The organism is Paenibacillus sp. 1001270B_150601_E10 (assembly GCF_015558675.1).
GTDB lineage: Bacteria > Bacillota > Bacilli > Paenibacillales > Paenibacillaceae > Paenibacillus_B.
Map to the genome: position 1 here is coordinate 790,516 of NZ_JADMOL010000002.1, position 21,810 is coordinate 812,325.

Annotated in this window: 16 protein-coding genes; 14 read left to right on the top strand and 2 right to left on the bottom strand. The window is 48.7% G+C overall.

The window, feature by feature from the left end; all coding sequences use genetic code 11:
* The 11 genes from rny to I2H74_RS08645 form a co-directional block, all read left to right on the top strand.
* A partial coding sequence (rny, locus tag I2H74_RS08595) for a ribonuclease Y (protein WP_229106460.1) occupies positions 1-1,464 on the top strand: 1,464 nt, incomplete at its 5' end.
* A 67-nt stretch (positions 1,465-1,531) separates the two neighbouring features.
* Positions 1,532-2,326 (top strand): TIGR00282 family metallophosphoesterase, encoded by a 795-nt coding sequence (locus I2H74_RS08600; protein WP_195573295.1) that lies wholly within the window; start codon positions 1,532-1,534, stop codon positions 2,324-2,326.
* Positions 2,327-2,554: 228 nt separating this feature from the next.
* Positions 2,555-4,297, top strand: a complete 1,743-nt coding sequence (locus tag I2H74_RS08605; protein ID WP_195573297.1) for an ABC transporter ATP-binding protein — start codon at positions 2,555-2,557, stop codon at positions 4,295-4,297.
* Positions 4,294-6,090 carry an ABC transporter ATP-binding protein gene (locus I2H74_RS08610; protein WP_195573299.1) on the top strand — a complete coding sequence of 599 codons (1,797 nt, stop codon included), beginning with the start codon at positions 4,294-4,296 and terminating at the stop codon, positions 6,088-6,090. Before I2H74_RS08605 ends, I2H74_RS08610 begins: the two co-directional genes overlap by 4 nt.
* A gap of 193 nt (positions 6,091-6,283) precedes the next feature.
* Entirely contained in the window at positions 6,284-6,544 is a 261-nt protein-coding gene (locus I2H74_RS08615; RefSeq protein WP_005550495.1) for a stage V sporulation protein S, read from the top strand.
* A 406-nt stretch (positions 6,545-6,950) separates the two neighbouring features.
* A complete protein-coding gene (locus I2H74_RS08620) occupies positions 6,951-7,907 on the top strand; it encodes a dipeptidase (RefSeq protein ID WP_195573301.1) in 957 nt (318 codons plus the stop codon).
* Between the two features lie 199 nt (positions 7,908-8,106).
* On the top strand, positions 8,107-9,870 hold the full coding sequence (locus I2H74_RS08625) for a 2-oxoacid:acceptor oxidoreductase subunit alpha (RefSeq protein ID WP_195573303.1): 1,764 nt from the start codon (positions 8,107-8,109) through the stop codon (positions 9,868-9,870).
* Entirely contained in the window at positions 9,842-10,708 is an 867-nt protein-coding gene (locus I2H74_RS08630; protein ID WP_195573305.1) for a 2-oxoacid:ferredoxin oxidoreductase subunit beta, read from the top strand. The genes I2H74_RS08625 and I2H74_RS08630 overlap by 29 nt, the downstream gene beginning before the upstream one ends.
* 116 nt (positions 10,709-10,824) lie before the next feature.
* Positions 10,825-11,394, top strand: coding sequence for a phosphate propanoyltransferase (pduL, locus tag I2H74_RS08635; RefSeq protein WP_195573307.1), 570 nt, complete (start codon positions 10,825-10,827; stop codon positions 11,392-11,394).
* A gap of 320 nt (positions 11,395-11,714) precedes the next feature.
* Positions 11,715-13,268, top strand: coding sequence for a tRNA (N6-isopentenyl adenosine(37)-C2)-methylthiotransferase MiaB (miaB, locus tag I2H74_RS08640; RefSeq protein WP_195573309.1), 1,554 nt, complete (start codon positions 11,715-11,717; stop codon positions 13,266-13,268).
* Positions 13,269-13,406: 138 nt separating this feature from the next.
* The gene (locus tag I2H74_RS08645) at positions 13,407-13,823 is read left to right on the top strand and encodes a RicAFT regulatory complex protein RicA family protein (RefSeq protein ID WP_195573481.1); all 417 of its coding nucleotides are present in this window, start codon (positions 13,407-13,409) and stop codon (positions 13,821-13,823) included.
* Between the two features lie 165 nt (positions 13,824-13,988).
* On the opposite strand, the gene I2H74_RS08650 is transcribed toward I2H74_RS08645, so the two are convergent.
* Together I2H74_RS08650 and I2H74_RS08655 are read right to left on the bottom strand one after the other, a co-directional pair.
* Positions 13,989-14,984, bottom strand: a complete 996-nt coding sequence (locus tag I2H74_RS08650; RefSeq protein ID WP_195573311.1) for an electron transfer flavoprotein subunit alpha/FixB family protein — start codon at positions 14,982-14,984, stop codon at positions 13,989-13,991.
* A 30-nt stretch (positions 14,985-15,014) separates the two neighbouring features.
* Positions 15,015-15,812 carry an electron transfer flavoprotein subunit beta/FixA family protein gene (locus I2H74_RS08655; protein ID WP_195573313.1) on the bottom strand — a complete coding sequence of 266 codons (798 nt, stop codon included), beginning with the start codon at positions 15,810-15,812 and terminating at the stop codon, positions 15,015-15,017.
* Between the two features lie 229 nt (positions 15,813-16,041).
* On the opposite strand from I2H74_RS08655, the gene I2H74_RS08660 reads away from it, so the two are divergent.
* The 3 genes from I2H74_RS08660 to I2H74_RS08670 all read left to right on the top strand — a co-directional run.
* Positions 16,042-18,228 (top strand): (Fe-S)-binding protein, encoded by a 2,187-nt coding sequence (locus tag I2H74_RS08660; RefSeq protein ID WP_195573315.1) that lies wholly within the window; start codon positions 16,042-16,044, stop codon positions 18,226-18,228.
* A 45-nt stretch (positions 18,229-18,273) separates the two neighbouring features.
* Positions 18,274-20,670, top strand: coding sequence for a 3-hydroxyacyl-CoA dehydrogenase/enoyl-CoA hydratase family protein (locus tag I2H74_RS08665; protein WP_324254029.1), 2,397 nt, complete (start codon positions 18,274-18,276; stop codon positions 20,668-20,670).
* A 44-nt stretch (positions 20,671-20,714) separates the two neighbouring features.
* Positions 20,715-21,810, top strand: a 1,096-nt coding sequence (locus I2H74_RS08670; RefSeq protein WP_324254030.1) for an acetyl-CoA C-acyltransferase, incomplete at its 3' end; no start/stop codon positions are given.

Consider the following 21,810-nt stretch of genomic DNA (forward strand, 5'->3'; position numbering starts at 1 on the left):
TCGCTGGCAGAAGCGAAAATAACGAGTGCTGAGCATGCTGCGGAGCAAATTGTGGAGAGCGCTCGTAAAGAAGCGGAGGCACTGAAGAAAGAAACAGTGCTTGAAGCGAAAGACGAAATCCATAAACTCCGTACAGAAGCGGAGAAAGATGTCCGTGAACGCCGGAACGAGATTCAGCGACTTGAACGCCGCGTACTGCAGAAGGAAGAGTCGTTGGACAAGAAGTTAGATTCGCTTGAGCGTAAGGAAGAACAACTGTCTAACAAAGAGAAACGAGTTGAAGAGACACAAGCTGAGATTGAAAGACTTCACCAACAGCAATTGTTGGAACTCGAACGCATTTCAAACCTCACAATGGAGGATGCGCGTCAAATTATCTTGACGAATGTCGAGCAGGAAGTACGTCATGAAACAGCACAACTGATCAAAGACATTGAATCACAAGCACGTGAAGAGGCAGATAAGCGTTCACGCAATATTATTTCACTTGCCATTCAGCGTTGTGCAGCAGACCACGTAGCGGAGACTACAGTGTCCGTGGTAGCACTGCCTAACGAAGAGATGAAGGGTCGAATTATTGGACGTGAAGGTCGTAACATTCGTGCACTAGAGACATTAACAGGTATCGATCTCATTATCGACGATACACCGGAAGCTGTTATCTTGTCAGGGTTCGATCCAATCCGCCGTGAGATTGCTCGCACCTCTCTCGAGAAGCTGGTTGCGGATGGCCGCATACATCCAGCTCGTATCGAGGAAATGGTTGAGAAGTCTCGCAAGGAAGTGGACGAGCGTATCCGCGAATACGGTGAACAGGCAACTTTCGAGGTTGGTGTTCATGGTCTGCATCCAGATCTTATCAAGATTCTTGGTCGCCTTAAGTTCCGCACAAGCTACGGTCAGAATGTGCTGAAGCATTCGATGGAGGTAGCTTATCTAGCAGGCTTGATGGCAGGAGAGCTTGGCGAAGATGTAACACTAGCCAAGCGTGCAGGTTTGCTGCATGATATTGGTAAGGCACTGGATCACGAGGTGGAAGGATCTCACGTTGAGATCGGTGTGGAATTGGCGAAAAAGTATAAAGAACATCCAGTTGTCATTAACAGTATTGCATCTCATCATGGTGATTGCGAAGCAACTTCTGTTATTGCGATGCTCGTTGGTGCTGCGGATGCTTTATCCGCTGCTCGTCCAGGTGCAAGACGTGAGACACTCGAGACTTATATCAAGCGTCTAGAGAAGCTTGAAGACATTTCCGAATCGTTCGAGGGTGTTGAAAAGTCCTATGCAATTCAAGCTGGTCGCGAGGTTCGCGTAATGGTGCAGCCTGATAAGATCGATGATAGTGAGGCGTATCGCCTAGCTCGCGAGATCTCGAAGAAAATTGAGAGTGAACTCGATTATCCGGGACATATTAAAGTTACGGTGCTTCGTGAGACAAGAGCGGTCGAATACGCTAAATAATTCAATAGAAGTCAATGAGAAGTGGCCCTAACCGGCCACTTCTCCATTTTGTAAGGAGGCAATACCCTTGAAGTTATTGTTTATTGGGGATATCGTAGGGAACACGGGCCGCAAGGCGGTAAAGAGAGTTCTTCCATATTTGAAGGAGCGTCATCAGCCGCATATCATTATTGCCAATGCTGAGAATGCAGCGGCTGGCCGCGGGGTTACTGGAGCCATCATTAAGGAATTTATCGATCTAGGTGTTCATGGCTTTACCATGGGCAATCACACTTGGGACAACAAGGATATCTTTGAGTGGATTGATGACGAAAAGCGTGTCATTAGACCCGCAAACTTCCCAGAAGGCACACCAGGACTTGGCTGGACGACAATCAAGGCAAATGGCAAGGAGCTTATGATCGTTAACTTGCAGGGAAGAACCTTCCTGCCTGCGATTGACTGTCCTTTCCGCAAAGTGGATGAGATTCTGGAGCAATCAGGTAAGAAGCGCAAGCCGATCCTGGTTGATTTTCATGCCGAAGCGACTTCAGAAAAGATTGCAATGGGCTGGCACCTCGATGGACGCGCATCCGTTGTGGTAGGAACGCATACACACGTACAGACGAATGATGATGTCATTCTGCCGAAAGGCACGGCTTACTTGACAGACTGCGGCATGGTTGGTTCCAAGGAAGGTGTGCTTGGCATGGAACGCGAGGCTGTTCTTCGCAAATTCAAAACCCAGCTTCCTGTTCGATTCCAAGTAGATGAAGGAGAATGGCATTTCCATGCGATCGTTGTAGATATCGACGATGAGACAGGAAAAGCAAATCGAATTCAAAAAATCCGTTTAACAGAAGAAGATATTCTCTTGAGTTAAGTTGGACAGCAGATGCACATATCCTAATAGAAGTACACAAGCGAGCAGGCGGTGAATATTTCATCGCCTCTTTATTATCGATTTGACCATGGGAGCCGTGCGCGAAAAGAGACGGATATACAGCATGCTTGAGAAACGAAATGTCGGAAAAATGTCATTTAGCATTGAAGGATTTTACAGGATGTCTTATGATCGAAGGTACATATAAAATCAGGATGTGATGAAGGTATGAAAGTTCGATCATTGCTGTCAGGCCATATTCGATCACATTTGCTGTTTTATTTGATGGCAATCCTGTTTGTTGCCTCGGCAAATGTCATTCAATCGTTTTACCCGAGCTTATTGGGCCAGTTCACAGATGAGCTTCAGCAGGAAGGATTGACAAGAACCGGTGTCATTCATTACAGCCTGTGGCTTATGGCCATCGGAGTAGGCTACGGCGTATTATTTGGACTTGGACAGTATACGAACCATAGACTTGGCCGTCAGTTTGAATTCAACACGAGACAGCGATTATTCAAGCAATTTACGAAGCTTAGTGAGCAATACTTCGCTAAGAACGGAACAGGAAAAATGCTCAGCACGTTCATGAACGACGTAACCTCAGTGCGCGAGACGATTGCAAACGGTGTCAATCAAATGACGAATGCATCGATTCTGCTTGTGTCGGTCATGGTCATGATGATGCTTAGCCATATTCCGCTTCATCTCGTGCTGGTGTGTGCTCTCCCGTTGTTATCGATACCATTGTTCGTTGTGTATTTCGGCCCTCGGATTAGACTGCGCTCGCGCGCCGTTCAAGATTCTCTCGCAGCGATGACGGAGTCCGCCGAGGAGCAATTTGGCGGGATCAAAGTGACCAAGACGTTTGCCGTCGAGGACGTGGTTGAAGAGCGCTTTGGACGGACGGTGGATCAGATTCGCGATAATCAGCTTCGACTGGTTAGAATGACATCCTTATTCCAAGCGTTGATTCCGTTTGCGGGTGCACTTTCGCTTGTTATCGCGATCACGTATGGGGGTGTGATGTCCATTCGAGGCGAGCTTTCACTTGGTAACTTTGTTACCTTGACCTTGTATCTTCGAATGCTGATGACGCCGCTGCAGCAGATTGGCAACGTGATCAATACGATGCTGCGCTCCCGTGCATCTCTCGACCGACTGAATAAAGTCTTGTCGGAAGTGCCTGATATTCTAGAGATTGAAGGCGCGAAGGTGCTTCATCGAGATGCAGGAGTAATCGAAATTAGGGATCTTAGCTTTACTTACCCTGACGCGGACATACCAGCCCTAAAGCATATTAGCGTGAAGCTGGAACAGGGCAGAACGCTCGGGATCGTCGGCAAGACGGGAAGCGGGAAGACGACGCTTATGAAGCTGCTGCTGCGGGTTTATGATCCTCCTGAAGGAACGATTTTCTTAGGCGGGGAAGATATTAGGCTGCTTACTTTGGATAGTCTTCGCAATCAGATCGCCTATGTTCCGCAGGATGGCTTTTTGTTCAGTACGACCATTCGAGACAATATTGCATTTTCTGATCGAGCGGTAGGGGATGAGTATGTCGTTGAAGCAACGAAGCTTGCGGATCTTTACGACAATGTAACAGGCTTCTCTCATGGCTTTCAAACGAAGCTTGGAGAGCGGGGGCTTACATTATCTGGAGGACAACGGCAGCGTACGAGTCTTGCTCGTGGGCTCATTAAGGATGCGCCTGTGCTCGTCATGGATGACAGTGTGAGTGCTGTAGACGTTGTGACGGAGACGAATATCCTCCGAAATGTGAAAGGCGCGAGAGAAGGCAAGACGACGATATGCATCGCCCATCGCATAAGTGCTGTTCGGCATGCGGATGAGATCATCGTGCTGGATGAGGGTCAAATTATAGAGCGGGGAACGCATAACGAGCTGCTTGAACAGAGCGGCTACTATGCTTCTCTTCACGCGATACAAGAGGAGGGAGTCCTCGAATGAGCAAGCTAGAAACGAGAAGTCCATATGAGGTATCTCCAGAAGATCGCAAGCAGGCGTTCAAATCGATGCTTGGTTATGCGAAGCCGCATCGCCGCACTTTTATGCTGGTCTTTTTCTGCACCTTTTTTGCCATTGCTGCGGATCTTTTACAGCCATACCTTGTTAAGATTGCAATTGATGATGATATGCTCACCGGCTCTCATGGCATTCGCAATCTAATGACCATTGGTCTATGTTATTTGCTGCTAGCGGCATTAAGCTTTGTTTTCTCTTATATCCAGGCTAATCTTCTGCAGAAGGTAGGACAGAGCATTGTCGGTCAGCTCCGAAAAGATTTGTTCAAGCATATTGCAAGGCAATCGATGTCCTTCTTTGACCGCAATTCTATCGGGAGTCTAGTCACGAACGAGTCTAGCGATACAGAGACGATCAACCAGTTCTTCACGCAGGTGCTCCTAAGTCTTGTTCGCGATGGGCTATCGATCATTCTTGTTGTTGCATTTATGTTCTCGCTGGATGCGGAACTAGCCATGTATTGCCTCATTTTGTTTCCGATTATCTTTTTAATCGCCATCGCTTTCCGTAAGCTGCTTCGTTCTGCCTACCAGCGTGCAAGAGGCGAGTTGTCCAAGCTTATTGGCTTCTTAGCAGAGAATTTGGCAGGGATGAGCCTTATACAGGCTTTCCATCAAGAAGAGGAGCAGACGAAGCGCTTTACGGATCAAAACAAACGATTTCTTAAAGAGAATCTGAGAGAAGTTAGAACCAGCATTTTGTTCAACCGGTCATTTGATATCCTAGGCAATCTATCAGTTGCATTTGTCGTATGGCTTGGGGGGATGGCGGTGCTGGACAAAGCACTTGAATTTGGTGTCTTATATGCCTTTATCAACTATATTCGTCAGTTTTTCCAGCCTATCAACCAGATTACTCAGCAGTGGAATACACTGCAGTCAACACTAGTATCCATGGATCGCTTGTGGAGAATCTTCCGTGCAGAACCGGAGGTGCAGGATCCAGACCCTGAGGATGCTGTTCATAAGTCAGTCGAGGATATCAAAGGGAAGGTTGACTTCAACCATATTCGGTTTGCCTATCTGGATGATCGAGATGTGCTGCATGACTTGGATCTTCACATCAGGCCAGGAGAATTTATCGGGATTGTGGGGACGACGGGTGCTGGAAAGAGCTCGCTTGTGAACCTGCTTGCTCGATTCTACGATGTGAAGCGGGGCAGTGTAACGATCGATGGCGTTGACATTCGCGAGCTTCCGCAAGAGACTCTGCATCGCATTGTTGGACTTGTCCAGCAGGAGCCATTCTTGTATTCAGGCACGATCATTGATAATGTCCGCTTGTTCCAAGAGCATATCTCACCTGAACAAGTCATATGGGCTTGTAAGGCTGTAGGGGCTCACGAGATGATCATGAGGCTCAAACATAACTACCATTCGCGTCTATCCGAGAGGGGAAGCGGACTGTCCGCTGGTGAGAGACAGCTCATCTCATTTGCTCGCATTCTCGTCTTTGAACCTAGAATCTTGATCCTTGATGAAGCGACTGCTCACTTGGACTCTCATACGGAGCGCCTCATTCAACGAGCGCTTCATGTTGTCTCTGAAGGTAGGACGACGCTGGTCATTGCCCACCGATTGTCCACGATACAAGATGCGGATCGCATTATTGTCATGAAAGCAGGGAAGGTTGTCGAACAGGGAACACATCTAAGTCTAGTGGAGCAGAATGGCATCTATGCCGATCTGATTCATCATTCGAGACAAATCAGCGTGTAGCCATAAAAAGGTTTTCTCACAACGTTCTCCTAATATGGCGATGACTCGCATAGGATAGACAGGGATGATACAGCAGCTCTTCAAGAGCGGCTGTGCCATTACACGCAAATGAATACCGGACAGGAATGTTTGGGCGCTTCATGAATATGTTGTAATAATGGAGTCTCACCATCATTCCCGAGGAGGTCTATCCATGGAGGTATTAAAGGTTTCAGCAAAATCCAATCCCAATTCGGTAGCTGGTGCATTGGCAGGGGTGTTGCGTGAGCGGGGTGCAGCCGAGTTGCAAGCGATCGGGGCAGGTGCTCTCAACCAAGCCATCAAAGCGGTCGCCATAGCTCGAGGATTCGTCGCACCAAGCGGCGTAGACTTGATATGTGTTCCTGCTTTCACCGATATCGTGATCGATGGAGAGGATCGTACGGCAATTAAGCTGATTGTAGAGCCAAGATGAATCGCATCATGAAGTGCAATTGACATGTGGATGTAGGGCTAAGCCTGTTTACGAAGATCGTAGTAAGCAGGTTTTTTATTACCATAATAAGATTAGGAAGCAAGGCTGCTTCTAAACAAGAACAACATCTTATTAGGCGATAAAACCAGTCTTAGGATGTGGTATTAGATCTTGAGACTGCCCGAATAGAGCCGCACATCCCGAACATTCCAACGATGAGATGACATAGATGCTTCGTGTATGGGAGGAAATGCTGTCAGTGCTCTTGCACTCGCTATAACGCTCATGAGCAGGCGCCTTATAATCATATTGTAAGGTGCTGAGCTTTTTAATGGACAAGCAGGCTCATTGACGTGAACCCATGATACAATGAAATAAACGTGCAACTAGAAGAGGAGTAATGAAGATGAATTCACGTCTTATTGATTTTCACTGTGATGTGCTTTACAAGATGCTCTACACCGGAGAGGTAGATTTCGTTCAACATGATACTCGGGATGTCACACTGCCTAAGCTCCGGGAAGGAGGCGTTGGGCTTCAAGTGTTGGCGTTGTTTGTGGAGCCAAGCTTGGTAACAGGACCACCACGCTTCTCCCAGCTTGTCCGCATGATCGATCTGTATCATGAAGAGATGCTGAAGCATCCTGAACTGCAAGCGATTCGCTGGAAGCAGGATCTAGAGGAGTGGCAGCAAGCGTCTAAGATTGGCACGATCCTGTCACTAGAGGGCGTTGACGCGCTGGAAGGAGACCTCGTGTACCTGCGAACACTCTATCATCTGGGGGTAAGATTTGTAGGTCTCACCTGGAACCATTCCAACTGGGCCGTTGACGGTACGCTTGAGCCAAGACAAGGTGGCTTTACAGAGACAGGCAAGCAATTGATCGAGGAATGCGAACGGTTAGGGATCACGCTGGACGTCAGCCATTTGAATGAAAAGGCATTCTGGGAGCTGCTAGAACTTACGGATCGCCCAATTATTGCATCGCATTCCAATGCTGCCTCCGTATTCAAGCATCCGCGCAATCTTACGGATGATCAGATCAAAGCGATTATTGATCGCAATGGGCGTATTGGCATTACATATGTGCCTTACTTTGTCGCTGACAAAGAAGAAGTAACCATAGAGGATCTTGTGAAGCATATCGATCATATTGTAGAGCTAGGAGGAAGCAAGAATCTTATGCTTGGCTCTGACTTTGACGGCATTGATAAAAAGATCAAAGGACTTGAGCATGCGGGGCAGCATCCTGCCTTATTAGAGGCGCTGGAGAAGCAATACGGCCAAGCCTTCGTACAAGATATCGCTCACACAAATGCCTATCGCTTCTTAAAAGAAAATCTCCCTAGCCGAGCGGAATAGTAGGTTATTCATCTCGGTTTGGTATGAAACCAATCTAAAGATTCTATTAAGCGCATCTGCTAAAACGCTTGCTTTTTCCAAGTACTGGTCATAGAATGAATGTGACTCAAGGGATGGTTACCATTCTTTAGGAATCCATTCATGATGGATATCCCTTGATTAAGGGGACTTGCTGAGTCATTTAAAGGAGTGGGCGAGCTTGATTAATCAATTGTCTTGGAAAATTGGGGGACAGCAAGGGGAAGGCGTAGAGAGTACGGATCGTATCTTCTCGACTGCGCTGAACAGATTGGGTTATTACTTATATGGCTATCGGCATTTCTCGTCACGAATCAAGGGCGGGCATACGAACAACAAGATTCGCATCAGCACAGCCCCTATTCGGGCGATTTCTGATGATTTGGATATATTGGTGGCATTTGATCAGGAAAGCATCGATCTCAATGCAAACGAGCTTAGAGGCGGCGGTGTTATCGTCGCTGATGCGAAGTTCAATCCTGTTGTGCCTGAAGGCCTGAATGTGCGGCTTTTTGCTGTGCCGATCACGGCTATAGCGGAGGAGCTTGGAACTTCGCTGTATAAGAACATGGTTGCTTCAGGGGCCTCTTGGGCATTGCTTGGACTTCCCATTGAAGTGTTCAACAAGGCTGTGGAAGAAGAATATGGTCGTAAGGGTGCCATTGTTGTAGAGAAAAATATCGAGGCGGTGCGTCGCGGAGCAGAGTTCGTGCTGGAACAGGCTGGGGGGCCTTTGAGCGAATTCCAGCTGGAGCCGGCTGATGGCGTGCAGAAGCTGTTTATGATTGGTAACGATGCCATTGCGCTTGGGGCATTAGCAGCAGGCTGCCGGATTATGTCTGCTTATCCGATTACGCCAGCCTCTGAGATTATGGAATATTTGATCAAGCATTTGCCGAAGTTTGGCGGCACGGTTGTCCAGACGGAGGATGAGATTGCAGCTGCTACAATGGCGATCGGCTCCAATTATGCTGGCGTTCGGGCAATGACTGCATCTGCAGGGCCTGGACTCTCGCTTATGATGGAGGCGATTGGCCTTGCGGGCATGACGGAGACGCCGCTCGTTATTGTTGATACGCAGCGCGGTGGTCCTTCAACAGGGCTCCCAACGAAGCAGGAGCAAAGCGATCTTAATGCGATGGTGTATGGAACTCACGGCGAGATTCCGAAGATCGTTATTGCGCCAAGCTCGATTGAAGACTGCTTCTATGACATGATCGAGGCCTTTAATCTTGCAGAGAAGTACCAATGTCCAGTCATTGTCATGACAGACCTTCAACTGTCTTTGGGGAAGCAGTCCTGTGCGGTGCTTGACTACGATCAGATCTTGATCAATCGAGGTCGACTCGTCCGAGACGTTCCTGAGCTTGAGACACATGCTCAATTCAAACGCTACGAGCTTACAGATGACGGCATCTCTCCTCGCGTGCTGCCAGGAGAGAAGGGAGGACTTCATCACGTGACAGGCGTTGAGCATGATGAGGTCGGCCGTCCATCTGAAAGCGCGATTAATCGTCAGCGCATGATGGATAAGCGGCTTGGTAAGCTCAAATCTATCAAGATTCGCCACGCTGTTGTTGTGGACGCTCCTTATGAAGAGCCGGACGTGCTTATCATTGGCATGGGCTCTACGGGTGGAACGATTGATCAGGCGCGCACCAAGCTTGAAGCGGATGGCTGGAAGACGAATCATCTGACTGTTCGTCAGATCTATCCATTCCCTACGGAGCAGGTGAAGCGTTACGCTGAGCGTGCGAAGCAGATCATTGTGCTGGAGAATAATGCGACGGGACAACTAGCCGATCAGATCAAGCTGAATGTCGGCTTCCACGATAAGCTCTACAGCATGAAGAAATACGACGGCACGCCGTTCCTGCCGCACGAAGTCTATTCCCAAAGCAAGGAGTTGGTCTTGAATGGCAACCTTCAAAGAGTTCCGCAATAATGTTAAGCCTAACTGGTGCCCAGGCTGCGGAGATTTCTCCGTACAAGCAGCGATCCAGCGTGCGGCTGCCAATGTTGGACTGACACCGGAGAATCTCGCGGTGATCTCGGGGATTGGCTGTTCAGGACGCATCTCGGGATATATTAATGCTTATGGCTTCCACGGTATCCATGGACGCGCATTGCCGATTGCACAAGGCGTTAAGCTCGCGAACCGCGATCTGACTGTCATCGCTTCAGGCGGGGATGGAGACGGCTTTGCGATTGGAATGGGACATACCGTTCATGCGATCCGCCGCAATATCAATATGACCTATATCGTCATGGATAATCAGATCTATGGATTGACGAAGGGCCAGACATCTCCAAGAAGCGCTGTTGGCTTCAAGACGAAAAGCACGCCAGAGGGCTCTATCGAATCGACGCTGTCTCCGCTTGAGATTGCATTGGCTTCTGGAGCAACATTTGTGGCTCAATCCTTCTCCAGCGATCTAAAGCAATTGACTTCCTTGATCGAGCAGGGATTGCAGCATGAAGGCTTCTCGTTGATCAACGTATTTAGCCCTTGCGTAACCTTCAATAAGATCAATACGTATGATTGGTTCAAGGAGAACATCGTGAATCTGGATTCAGTAGAAGGCTATGATCCTGCTAACCGAATCCAAGCGATGACGAAGCTGATGGAGACGAACGGCATGATCACAGGACTTATCTATCAAGACAAGAGCCGTAAGTCTTATGAAGAGCAGATCGTTGGCTTCCGCTCGGAGCCGCTTGCTCAACAAGATTTTAAGATATCACCAGAAGCATTTGAAGGACTCTTGAAAGAGTTCAAATAATATTCATATAATTGTTGAAAAGGCATGCGTCATGAGACGTATGCCTTGTTTATTTTAGTAGTATAATAACAGGTGGTACTGCAACAAGAGAGAGATAATCGAGAGGTGGAAGAAACATGAAAACTGTACCTGTCGGCGTATCTGGACGCCATATTCACTTGACTCAAGAGCATATCGAGGCTTTGTTTGGCGCTGGATATCAATTGACTGAATTCAAACCTTTGTCCCAACCAGGACAATACGCAGCAAATGAAACGGTTGAAGTTATCGGACCAAAAGGTTCCTTCAATACGGTTCGTATTCTTGGACCTGCACGCCCTGCTTCCCAATTGGAAGTATCCCGTACAGATGCATTCGCGCTTGGCTTGAAGCCTCCAGTACGCGAATCTGGCAATATCGAAGATACTCCAGGGGTTAAGCTTGTTGGCCCTAAAGGTGAAGTTGAGTTGGAGAAAGGTGTTATCGTGGCAGCTCGTCACATTCACTTCCACACTTCTGATGCTGAGAAATGGAACATTCAAGACAAAGCGAAGCTGCGTGTACGTGTTGGCGGCGAGCGCGGTGTTGTATTTGAAAATGTGATCGCGCGTGTATCTCCTAACTTTGCATTGGACATGCACATCGATACGGATGAAGCAAACGCAGCTGGTGTGAAAAATGGCGATACAGCTGAGATCGTGGATTAATCATACGATTTCGTGCATAAGCAGCAATAAAAAGCTCTTCCCTAGTGGGAGGGCTTTTTTACTATATTTAGATTTATTAAGTGGAGCTTTTTGAGTATCTTCACACGCTATATCTGCGAAAAAGCCAACCTCTATACGCGGTTACCAATCTTTGAATGGCCGCAAAAGAGGTTTATACATGTACAAAGAGAGCTTACCTTAAATCTGGACTACATCTTGGAATGTCCTCATTAAGAATGATATAATTTGAGGTAATGTGAAAAAAGAGAGCCCTTACATAGGGTTGAAATAATGGTGGATGAAAAGGAGTGACTACCCGTATGAGCAAGGAGTCTAAGGATTACTCCAAGTACTTTGATTTTTCTAATGCCAAGGTGATATCTGAGGATGAGCATGGCAAGAAGATTCGCATTACCGGACGCGAAATCTATATTAAATCAGAGCCTAGCCAAAAAGAAGGCAAAAAGAGGGGGAAAGAAAGCATCGAGGTCCATTATACGGATGCTGTTCCTGAGGACATGCGCCAGCTTGGGGCGGGTAAGCATTATATTATCTATACGTTCGGCTGTCAGATGAATGAGCACGATTCTGAGACCATGAGCGGCCTCTTGGAAGAGATGGGCTATACAAAGACAGAGGATCGCAAGCAAGCTGATATTATTCTCTTGAATACCTGTGCGATTCGTGAAAATGCAGAGGATAAAGTATTTGGCGAGCTGGGACACTTGAAAACGTTGAAGCTAGAGAAGCCCGGCCTTCTACTTGGGGTATGCGGATGTATGTCTCAGGAAGAGAACGTCGTGAATCGTATTATGGAAAAGCATCAGTTCGTTGATATTGTATTTGGTACCCACAATATTCATCGCCTGCCCTACCTCGTTCGTGATGCGATGTTCAATAAAGAAATGGTAATCGATGTGTGGTCCAAAGAAGGGGACATTATTGAAAACCTTCCGAAAAAGAGATCAGGCATGCGCGGCTGGGTCAATATTATGTACGGCTGCGACAAGTTCTGCACGTACTGTATCGTGCCCTATACACGAGGCAAAGAGCGCAGTCGTCGACCTGAGGATGTCATCGCAGAGGTTCGGGAGCTGGCACGCCAAGGCTACAAAGAGATTACGCTACTTGGACAAAATGTCAATGCCTATGGGAAAGATTTTGAGGATCGTGAATATCGCTTTGGGGATTTGATGGATGATATCCATAAGATCGATATTCCACGCATTCGCTTTACGACCTCCCACCCGCGTGATTTTGACGATCATCTGATTGAAGTGCTGGCGAAGGGCGGCAATCTCGTTGAGCATATTCATCTGCCTGTTCAGTCCGGCAGCAGCGAAGTGCTGAAGAAGATGAGCCGGAAGTACGATCGAGAACGCTATTTGGAGCTCGTGAAAAAGATCAAGGAAGCGATCCCGAACGTTGTGTTAACGACAGACATTATTGTAGGCTTCCCAGGCGAAACGGATGAGCAATTCGAGGAGACGATGTCTCTTGTGAAAGAAGTGGGCTTTGATTTTGCTTATACGTTCATTTACTCGCCGCGTGAAGGGACACCTGCTGCCGGAATGGAAGACAATGTACCGATGGAAGTAAAGAAGGAGCGACTCTATCGGCTTAATGAGGTGCTTGGTGAGATGAGCTGGAAGGCCAATGAGCAAATGATTGGCCAGACTCTTGAAGTCCTTGTTGAAGGCCAAAGCAAAAATAATGCTGCCGTTCTTTCTGGTCGAACAAGAGGCAATAAACTTGTCCACTTTACAGGTTCAAGCGAGCTAATCGGACAATTTGTCCATGTGAAAGTAACGGACTTCAAGTCCTATTACATTTCAGGGGAGCTTGTCACAGAACCGATGCAAAAGAGTTCTTAAAATTTCCATGAATATCCGTTACAATAAGATCACATGGTTAATTCATCCAATTTTAAGATTGTATGATGATAGGAGAGATATTCATTGACAAAGCCTACAGAACAAGCTCAGGCAGATAAGAAGCAAGAGGAATATGTTATGCCAAAGTATCATACACGCGACCTGCTCGTCCGGGATGATATTATGAATAAAGCGAAGCAGCTCGCTGATATGATCTGTACGACAGAGGAAGTGACGCAGTATCAGCATGCAGAGAAGCAAATTCAGGACCACAGCCGTGTACAAGAGCTCATTGCCTTGATGAAGAAGAAGCAGAAGGAGATTGTTGCCTTCGAATCATTCCAGAATCAAGAGATGGTGAAGAAGATCGAGGCGGAGATTGAAGCTTTGCAGGATGAGCTGGATCAGATTCCACTTGTCGTGCAATTTCAGCAAAGTCAGACCGATGTGAACTATCTGCTGCAACTGGTTATGGGTGTTATCCGTGATACAGTAGCTGATAAGGTCAATGTGGAGGATGCAAGCGAGCCTGCTCCAGACAATTGCAGCGAGTAATCGAACGGGTATGTTTCCTAAGAGCCCGCTCATATCTATATAACAATCCCATTTGGACAAGCTATCCTGTCAAATGGGAGTTATCACGAAGAACCGCCCTACCTATGCGTTGGCGGTTCTTTTTTCGTTTGTTGAAACCATGCTCTTGATTCCAGCTTCAAGGTGTTAATTCAATACCTTACGAAGCTCTGCCGTTAGTAGAGGGACGACCTCAAATAAATCTCCCACGATCCCATAATCCGCAATCTGAAAAATAGGCGCCTCCGGATCCGTATTAATTGCAACAATCGTCCGGGATTGGCTCATTCCTGCAAGGTGCTGAATCGCACCGCTAATGCCGCATGCAAAGTATACTTCCGGAGTAACGACCTTGCCGGTCTGGCCGATTTGCAGCGCATAATCACAATAGCCGGAATCACAAGCGCCGCGTGATGCGCCTACAGCTCCATGAAGCAATTGAGCAAGCTCTTCCAGAGGCTTGAAGCCTTCCTTGCTCTCAACTCCTCGTCCTCCTGATACGACGATCTTCGCCTCGGACAGATCGATGGAGCCGCTCATTCGCTGGACGACATTCTTAACTATGGATCGCAAAGAAGAAGCGGGTGTCGGCAGCGAGCGGATGTAGCCGTTCACTTCTGTTCCTGACATACAGGGCGACAGAGAGGCAAGCGGCTTGAAATTGTTCGGGCGAATCGTCACGATCCAAGGGAGAGCGCCCGAAAAGGCCCTTGTCTCAAAGGCTTTTCCAGCGTAGATTGGACGCTTGAACAAGACGCTGTCATCCGACGTGATTAGCGATGTAACATCCGAGATCTGGCCGGAATCCGCGTGGGCAGCAAGCATAGGAGCGAGATCACGTCCAATAGCCGTATGCCCGAACAGAAGAATATCTGGTTTGTACTGATCATAAAAATCTTTCAATACCTGAAATGTATAATCAGGCTCATAAGCATCCGCTGTCACATGATCAAGGACATAGAGTTCATGGATTCCAGTCGCGAGAAGGGCTTCCTGCCTAGCTCGAAGACCATGACCAATCAGAAGGGCACTGATCTTATCCCCAGGCCTAGCTAACTGTTCCGCTGCCTGCAAGGCTTCATAGGTCACCTGTCGAAGTTCGCTTCCTCTTGATTCCGCAAAGATTGTGATATGGCGTCCCATCGATTGACGCCTCCTTTCTGCAGCTATCTTTTAGGATTCGAATAGTCCTGTATTCGATTTAAGTTGTGTAATAAGCTGCTGCACCTGTTCAGCAGCCGAACCAGTCAGTTTAGTGCCTGTCGTCCGAGGTGGAGGAAGCTCAATTGCTGCACGTGATGTTTTGGAAGAGGCATTGAACGAGCTTAACAGCTCTTTGGCAGGGAGGACGGCAATCGGTTTTTTCTTGGCTTTCATAATTCCCGCAAGAGAAGGATATCGAGGGTCGTTTAATCCCTGTTGACAGGTAAATAAGGCTGGCAGTGTGACCTCAAGCTGTTCAGTATCGCCTTCTGCATCGCGTTCAACCGCTACCTTAAGCTCTTCGATTCGTTCAAGCTTCGTGATCGCGGCAGTATGAGGCAGACGGAGCAGCGTACTTAAGCGAACGGCCGTTTGAGAGCCGCCTTGGTCAATGCTAAAGTTGCCTGCAAGGATAAGATCGATCTGGCGATCTTTCATACTTTGAACCAAACATTGAGATATTCCCCATTCGTCAATCTGGTCGAGCTCATCGTCTTCAAGCTCAATGTGAACAGCCTCATCGACACCCATTGCAAGCGCTGTTCGCAGGGCTTCGGTGACACGCGCTGGTCCTACTGTATACACGACAGTGTGTCCACCATGCTGCTCCTTCCACTGAAGAGCGGCCTCGATGGCATATTCATCATAGGGATTAATGATCCATTTGACATCTTCTTCATTGATCCTGCCCTGCTGAATGTTCAGCTTTTCCTCCGTATCGAAGGTTTGTTTCAACAGAATCGCAATGCTTAGCGCTGCATGACTCATATTCATCACCTCGTCAGTTTCGAGTTGGTCTTAGTACCAGTAAAAATGATGGCCTTGTCAATATATATGTGAGAGGCGTCAAGCATATTTCAATACAAGCGCATTTTTTCGTGATTTAGATCATATTCATCAAACCATGGACGTGACAGCAAGTATAACGAAAGGGAAGCGTTGATCCTAGTACCAGCTGGATTAACCATCGAAGTCTGCAAAAGAAGGGGGGAATACAATGGACTTCAGGTGGGTCGAGTGGCTGCTTGCGTTAGCGTGCATAGGCTTGAGCTGCTATTGGTTCGGCATTGTCGTATGGCGGCGCTGGACGTATGTTCAGCTCGGAACACCGACAGCACCACAAGCGAATCATCAAGGGGTGAAAAAAGCGATCCTTCAGACGTTTTCTCAGGGAAAGCTGTGGAAGGATTGGAAGAGTGGAACGATGCATGTGTTGCTGTTTTATGGCTTTTTGCATTTACAGATTGGTGCCATTGATTTAATTCTGATTGGCCTTACAGACCGTCATTTGCCGCTTCCGTTCTATGAGACGTTTGTAGTCGCACAGGAATGGACAGCGATTCTCGTTCTTGCGGTCATTCTTTATGCAGGCTACCGCCGTTATGTAGAGAAGCTGGCGCGATTAAAGCGAAGCTTCAAGTCAGGCGTTGTCATTTTATTCATTACTGCTTTGATGATTTCTGTGCTTGGGACCATGCTCTTTGAGCGGGTGCTGTCAGGCAATGTGGCCTCAAGTGGTTCACTTATGGCCATGCTGGCTGCAACGTTATCCGATGGTTCCTCATTGCTGATGACCATTTGCTACAAAGCCTTTTGGTGGCTTCATCTCCTCATTCTCTTAGCCTTTCTTGTATATGTGCCTCAATCGAAACATTTTCATCTCATTGTCGCACCCCTCAATCTTGGACTCAAACGTAGAGACGAGACGACTGGCAAACTGAACGCGCTGGATCTTGAGGCGGAAGATCAGGAGTCCTTTGGAGTTGGGACCATTGAAGCTTTTACTCAACATCAGCTTGTGGATCTCTATGCATGCGTGGAATGCGGACGCTGCACACAGGTGTGTCCGGCTGCCAGCACAGGTAAATGGCTATCGCCCATGCATATGATCACCAAGCTGCGTGATCACCTCACAGAAAAAGGTGCGGCGGTTACCTCAACCTCGCCTTGGATTCCAAAGCTTGCTTCTGCCCCATATACCGTACATCGTTGGGAACCTGACCAAGCTGCCAGCCATCAACATGAACATTCACCTCTCCATCGAGTCTCCATTGACAAGACGATGAAGATTCAAAGTATGAGTTGGAGAGGCGATCACCGATACACCATTGGTTCAGATGTAGATGCTCCTTCCGGATTTCAAGACCCAAGAGAGCTGCAGCTAATTGGCGACGTGATGTCTCCTGAAGAGATATGGGCCTGCACGACTTGCCGCAACTGCGAGGACCAGTGTCCTGTCGGCAATGAGCATGTAGATAAAATTATTGATATGAGAAGATACCTTGTCTTAACCCAGGGGGAGCTTCCAACAGATGCCAAACGCGCGATGACCAATATCGAGCGGCAGGGAAATCCGTGGGGACTGAATCGCAAAGACCGCATGCAGTGGGCCATTGATCTGAAGCAAGAACAAGGCATAGAGATTCCGACTGTTAAGGAACGGCCAGAATTCGATTACTTGCTGTTTGTCGGCTCCATGGGCTCTTATGATCGAAGGTCTCAAAAAGTTATGCGTGACTTGGTGCGGCTTCTGCACGAAGCGCAAGTTTCCTTTGCCATTCTAGGCAATGAGGAAAAAAGCTCAGGAGATACGGCAAGAAGGCTCGGCAATGAATTTTTGTTTCAGGAGCTTGCGCAAGAAAATATTCAACTCTTTGAAAAATATAAGGTGCGTCGCATCGTCACCGCTTGTCCGCATACTTATCATACGATGAAAAAGGAATATCGAGACTTTGGACTAACTGACGAGATCGAAGTCCTTCATCATTCCGAGCTTCTTTGGACCTTATGGACAGAGGGGAAGCTTGTGCTCCGTCATGCAGTGAATGAACAAGTCGTGTGGCATGATTCCTGCTATCTGGCTCGTTACAATGATGTGGTTGCAGAGCCAAGGAAGCTGCTTGCAGCGATACCTGCGCTGCAATTGCTTGAAATGGAGCGAAGTGGAAAAAATGCAATGTGCTGCGGCGCTGGCGGCGGTCAGATGTGGATGGAGGAGACAGAAGGTACCCGGGTTAATGTGGAACGAGTGAAACAGGCGCTTCATCGTTCCCCAAGCGTGATCGGCAGTGCTTGTCCATACTGCCTAACGATGATGGAGGATGGAACGAAGCATCTGGAGCGGCAAGACGTTGCGACCCTTGATCTGGCTGAGATCGTAGCCAAATCCGTACTGGGAGCTTAAGAAATAGCGTTGCTAAAGGATGATTAGGGAAAAGGAGTGACACAGGTGTCCTATCAATCATGGAGTGATCTGCGCAGTGCAGCAGTCATAGGCTCAGGCGTTATGGGAGCTGCGATTGCGGCTCATTTAGCAAATGCAGGTGTAGAGTGCCATTTGCTCGATATTGTTCCTTCTGCTTTGACAGCGGACGAATTGAAGATGGGAAGATCACTAGAGCACCCAGCAGTCAGGAATCGTTACGCCATTCAAGCCATTGAAAGGCTAAAGAAAACGGAGCCATCCCCGTTATATGTGGAAGCGTTCTCAACAAGGATCCATCCTGGCAATCTGGAGGATGATCTGACAAAGCTTCAAAAGGTGGATTGGATCATTGAGGCAGTAACCGAGCGTTTGGACATCAAGCGTCAAGTATTTGCCAAGGTCGAAGCGAATTGGCGTGAAGGCACGCTGGTCAGCTCCAATACTTCAGGCATTTCGCTTGCCTCTATTGCAGAAGGGCTGAGCGATGTGTTCAAGGCTTCCTTTGTAGGCGTGCATTTCTTTAATCCCCCCCGATACATGCATCTTGTTGAGGTGATTCCAACGCCTGACACGTCGCAGGAGACGGTTCAGGCCGCTGTTCAATATAGCGAGCGGAGGCTTGGCAAGGGCGTCGTGATTGCCAAGGATACCCCGAACTTCATCGGCAACCGGATTGCTACCCATGGGATCGTAACCGTGCTTCGGGAAATGGAGCAGGCGGGCCTAAGTATTGAAGAGGTCGATGCTGTAACAGGACCGGCAATGGGGAGACCCAAGAGTGCAACGTTTCGCACTTTGGATCTAGTAGGACTGGATACGTTCCGTCATGTAGTCGCGAATCTAGCTGATTATGCGCCAGATGAAGAGAAGGCGCTGTTTACGCTGCCTAGCTGGTATGATGCGCTTCTTGAGCAAGGTGCGATTGGCGAGAAAGCAGGCAGGGGCTTCTATAAAAAGCTTGGCAAGGGGCGAATTGCCGCTTTGAGGCTTCCTTCGTTGGCCTATGAGGATCGAGCGGCGATAAATGCCCCTTCATTAGATGCGGCGAAGCGGGCAAAGGGAACGAAGGCAAGGCTGCAAGCTCTGCTGCAAGGCAAGGATCGCTACAGCCTGTTCGCGTGGAACACATTGAAGTCGAATCTGCTCTACAGCGCTGCACAGCTAGGCGTGATCGCGGATCGCATAGAAGATATCGACAAAGCGATGAGATGGGGCTTTAACTGGCAGCTTGGACCTTTTGAGCTGTGGGATGCGATAGGGGTTAGAGCGTCTGTTGAGCGGATGCAGCAGGAAGGAGAAATCATACCGGCTGTAGTCTTGGATATGCTGAAAGCCGGGCAGGAGACTTTTTACAAGCAAGAGGGTATTTATCGGTTTTATCTGTCGAATGGAGAATACCGTAAGGTCGAAACCGTACCAGAGCATATCTCGCTAAAGGATCTGAAGAGTGTGGGCAGAACCATTCTTCAAAATGCAGGCGCTAGCCTCATTGATCTAGGAGATGGCGTGGCCTGTCTTGAATTTCATTCGCCAAACAATGCGATTGGCGAGGACATATTGTCGATGATCCATCGGAGTGCTGCCGAGGTGGAGCGTAATTACCGCGGCTTAGTAATCGCAAATGAGGGCAGGCATTTTTGTGTAGGCGCCAATATTATGCTGCTCCTGGCTGAAGCGCAGGCTGAGGAATGGGATGAGATTGATGAGATCATCATGCAGTTCCAGCAGGCGATGCTTCGCCTGAAAAGGCTTGTGAAGCCGGTTGTTGCAGCTCCTCATCAGATGACCTTAGGCGGCGGCGTGGAGGCGTGTTTGCCTGCTGACATTATTTTGTTCAGCCCTGAAACGTATTTTGGACTGGTCGAGACAGGGGTAGGATTGATTCCAGCCGGCGGAGGCTGTAAGGAAACGCTTCTCAACCTATCAACAAGCCTCCCGCATAAAGAGGATGACCTCACCCCGCATGTTCTACGAGCATTTGAAACGATCGCGATGGCTAAGGTGTCCTCAAGCGGATACGATACCGAACGCTCAGGCTACAAGCGTCCGCAGGATCGCGTGCTGAGAGATGCCAGAAGAAGGATCTATGAAGCGAAGCAGCAGGTGCTCGCACTGGACGAAGCAGGCTTTAGAAGCCATTACGAGCCGAGAATGAGAGTGGCAGGACGAGAGGGCAGAGCGGTTATGACGGTGGCGATCCATGGAATGAAGGAAGCTGGCTACATTTCGGAGCACGATGCGCTTATTGCAAGCAAGCTGGCGAATATTCTAGCTGGCGGCGATGCGCCGGCTGGAGCCATAGTCAGTGAGCAAAGCATTCTGGATCTTGAGCGGGAAGCGTTTCTTTCCTTGTGTGGCGAGCTTAAGACACAGCAGCGGATGGAGCATATGCTGCGCACAGGCAAGCCATTGCGCAATTAGTTTGGAGAGAAATGCAATGAATGGTGGTAAAGGAGGAGACAATTGTGAGTTCTCAAGATCAACAATCAAGCAAGAAGCGTGCGAGGACAGCAGTTCCTAAAGAACGTGAGGCTGTGATTGTGTCCGTTGCCCGTACGGCTGTTGGGAAGGCTAAGCGAGGCTCCTTGGCAGAAACGAGAGCAGAGGATCTCGGCAAAGCCGTTATTGAAGCCGTTCTTGACCGCACACCCGGCCTATTAAAGGAAGATATCGACGACGTCATCTTTGGCTGTGCAATGCCAGAAGGGGAGCAGGGGCTGAATGTGGCGCGCGTTATCGCCATGTACGCAGGTTTGCCTCATGCTGTTCCAGCCGTCACCGTTAATCGCTTCTGCTCCTCAGGCTTGCAGGCGATTGCCTATGCTGCTGAACAGATACAAGCAGGCGGTGCAGACGTGGTCTTGGCAGGCGGCGTGGAGACGATGTCTCATGTGCCGATGACCGGATTTAAGCCGGCCCCTCATCCGCGCATTGCGGAGGAAATGCCGCAGGTCTATATGAGCATGGGGCATACGGCAGAACGAGTAGCGAAGCAGTTTGCCATCTCGCGCGAGGAGCAGGATGCCTTTGCCCTTCGCAGCCATCAGCGCGCTGCTGCGGCACAAGCCGGCGGGAAGTTTGCGGATGAGATCGTTCCCGTTACTTCCGACCATTCCGTGCTCCATGCAAATGGAAGGTACAGCGTTGTGCAAAAATCATTTGCCCATGATGAGTGTGTCCGGGCCGATACGAATATGGAAGCGCTGGCGGAGCTGAGACCTTCCTTCTCCTTGAACGGCACCGTGACTGCGGGCAATTCTTCCCCAATGAGCGATGGTGCAGCCTGTGTCGTCGTCATGAGTCGAGCGAAAGCCGAAGCTTGCGGCTTCAAGCCGCTGGCAACCTATCGCGGGTTTACCGTCGCGGGCGTCGCACCCGAGATTATGGGAATCGGCCCTGTTGCGGCGATACCGAAGCTTCTTCATCAATGTGAGGTGTCGATCGATGATGTGGACTTGTTTGAGATCAATGAAGCCTTTGCCTCGCAATGTCTTGCGGTCATGAAGGAATTAGCGATAGATGAGGAGCGGGTGAATGTTAACGGGGGCGCGATTGCTCTTG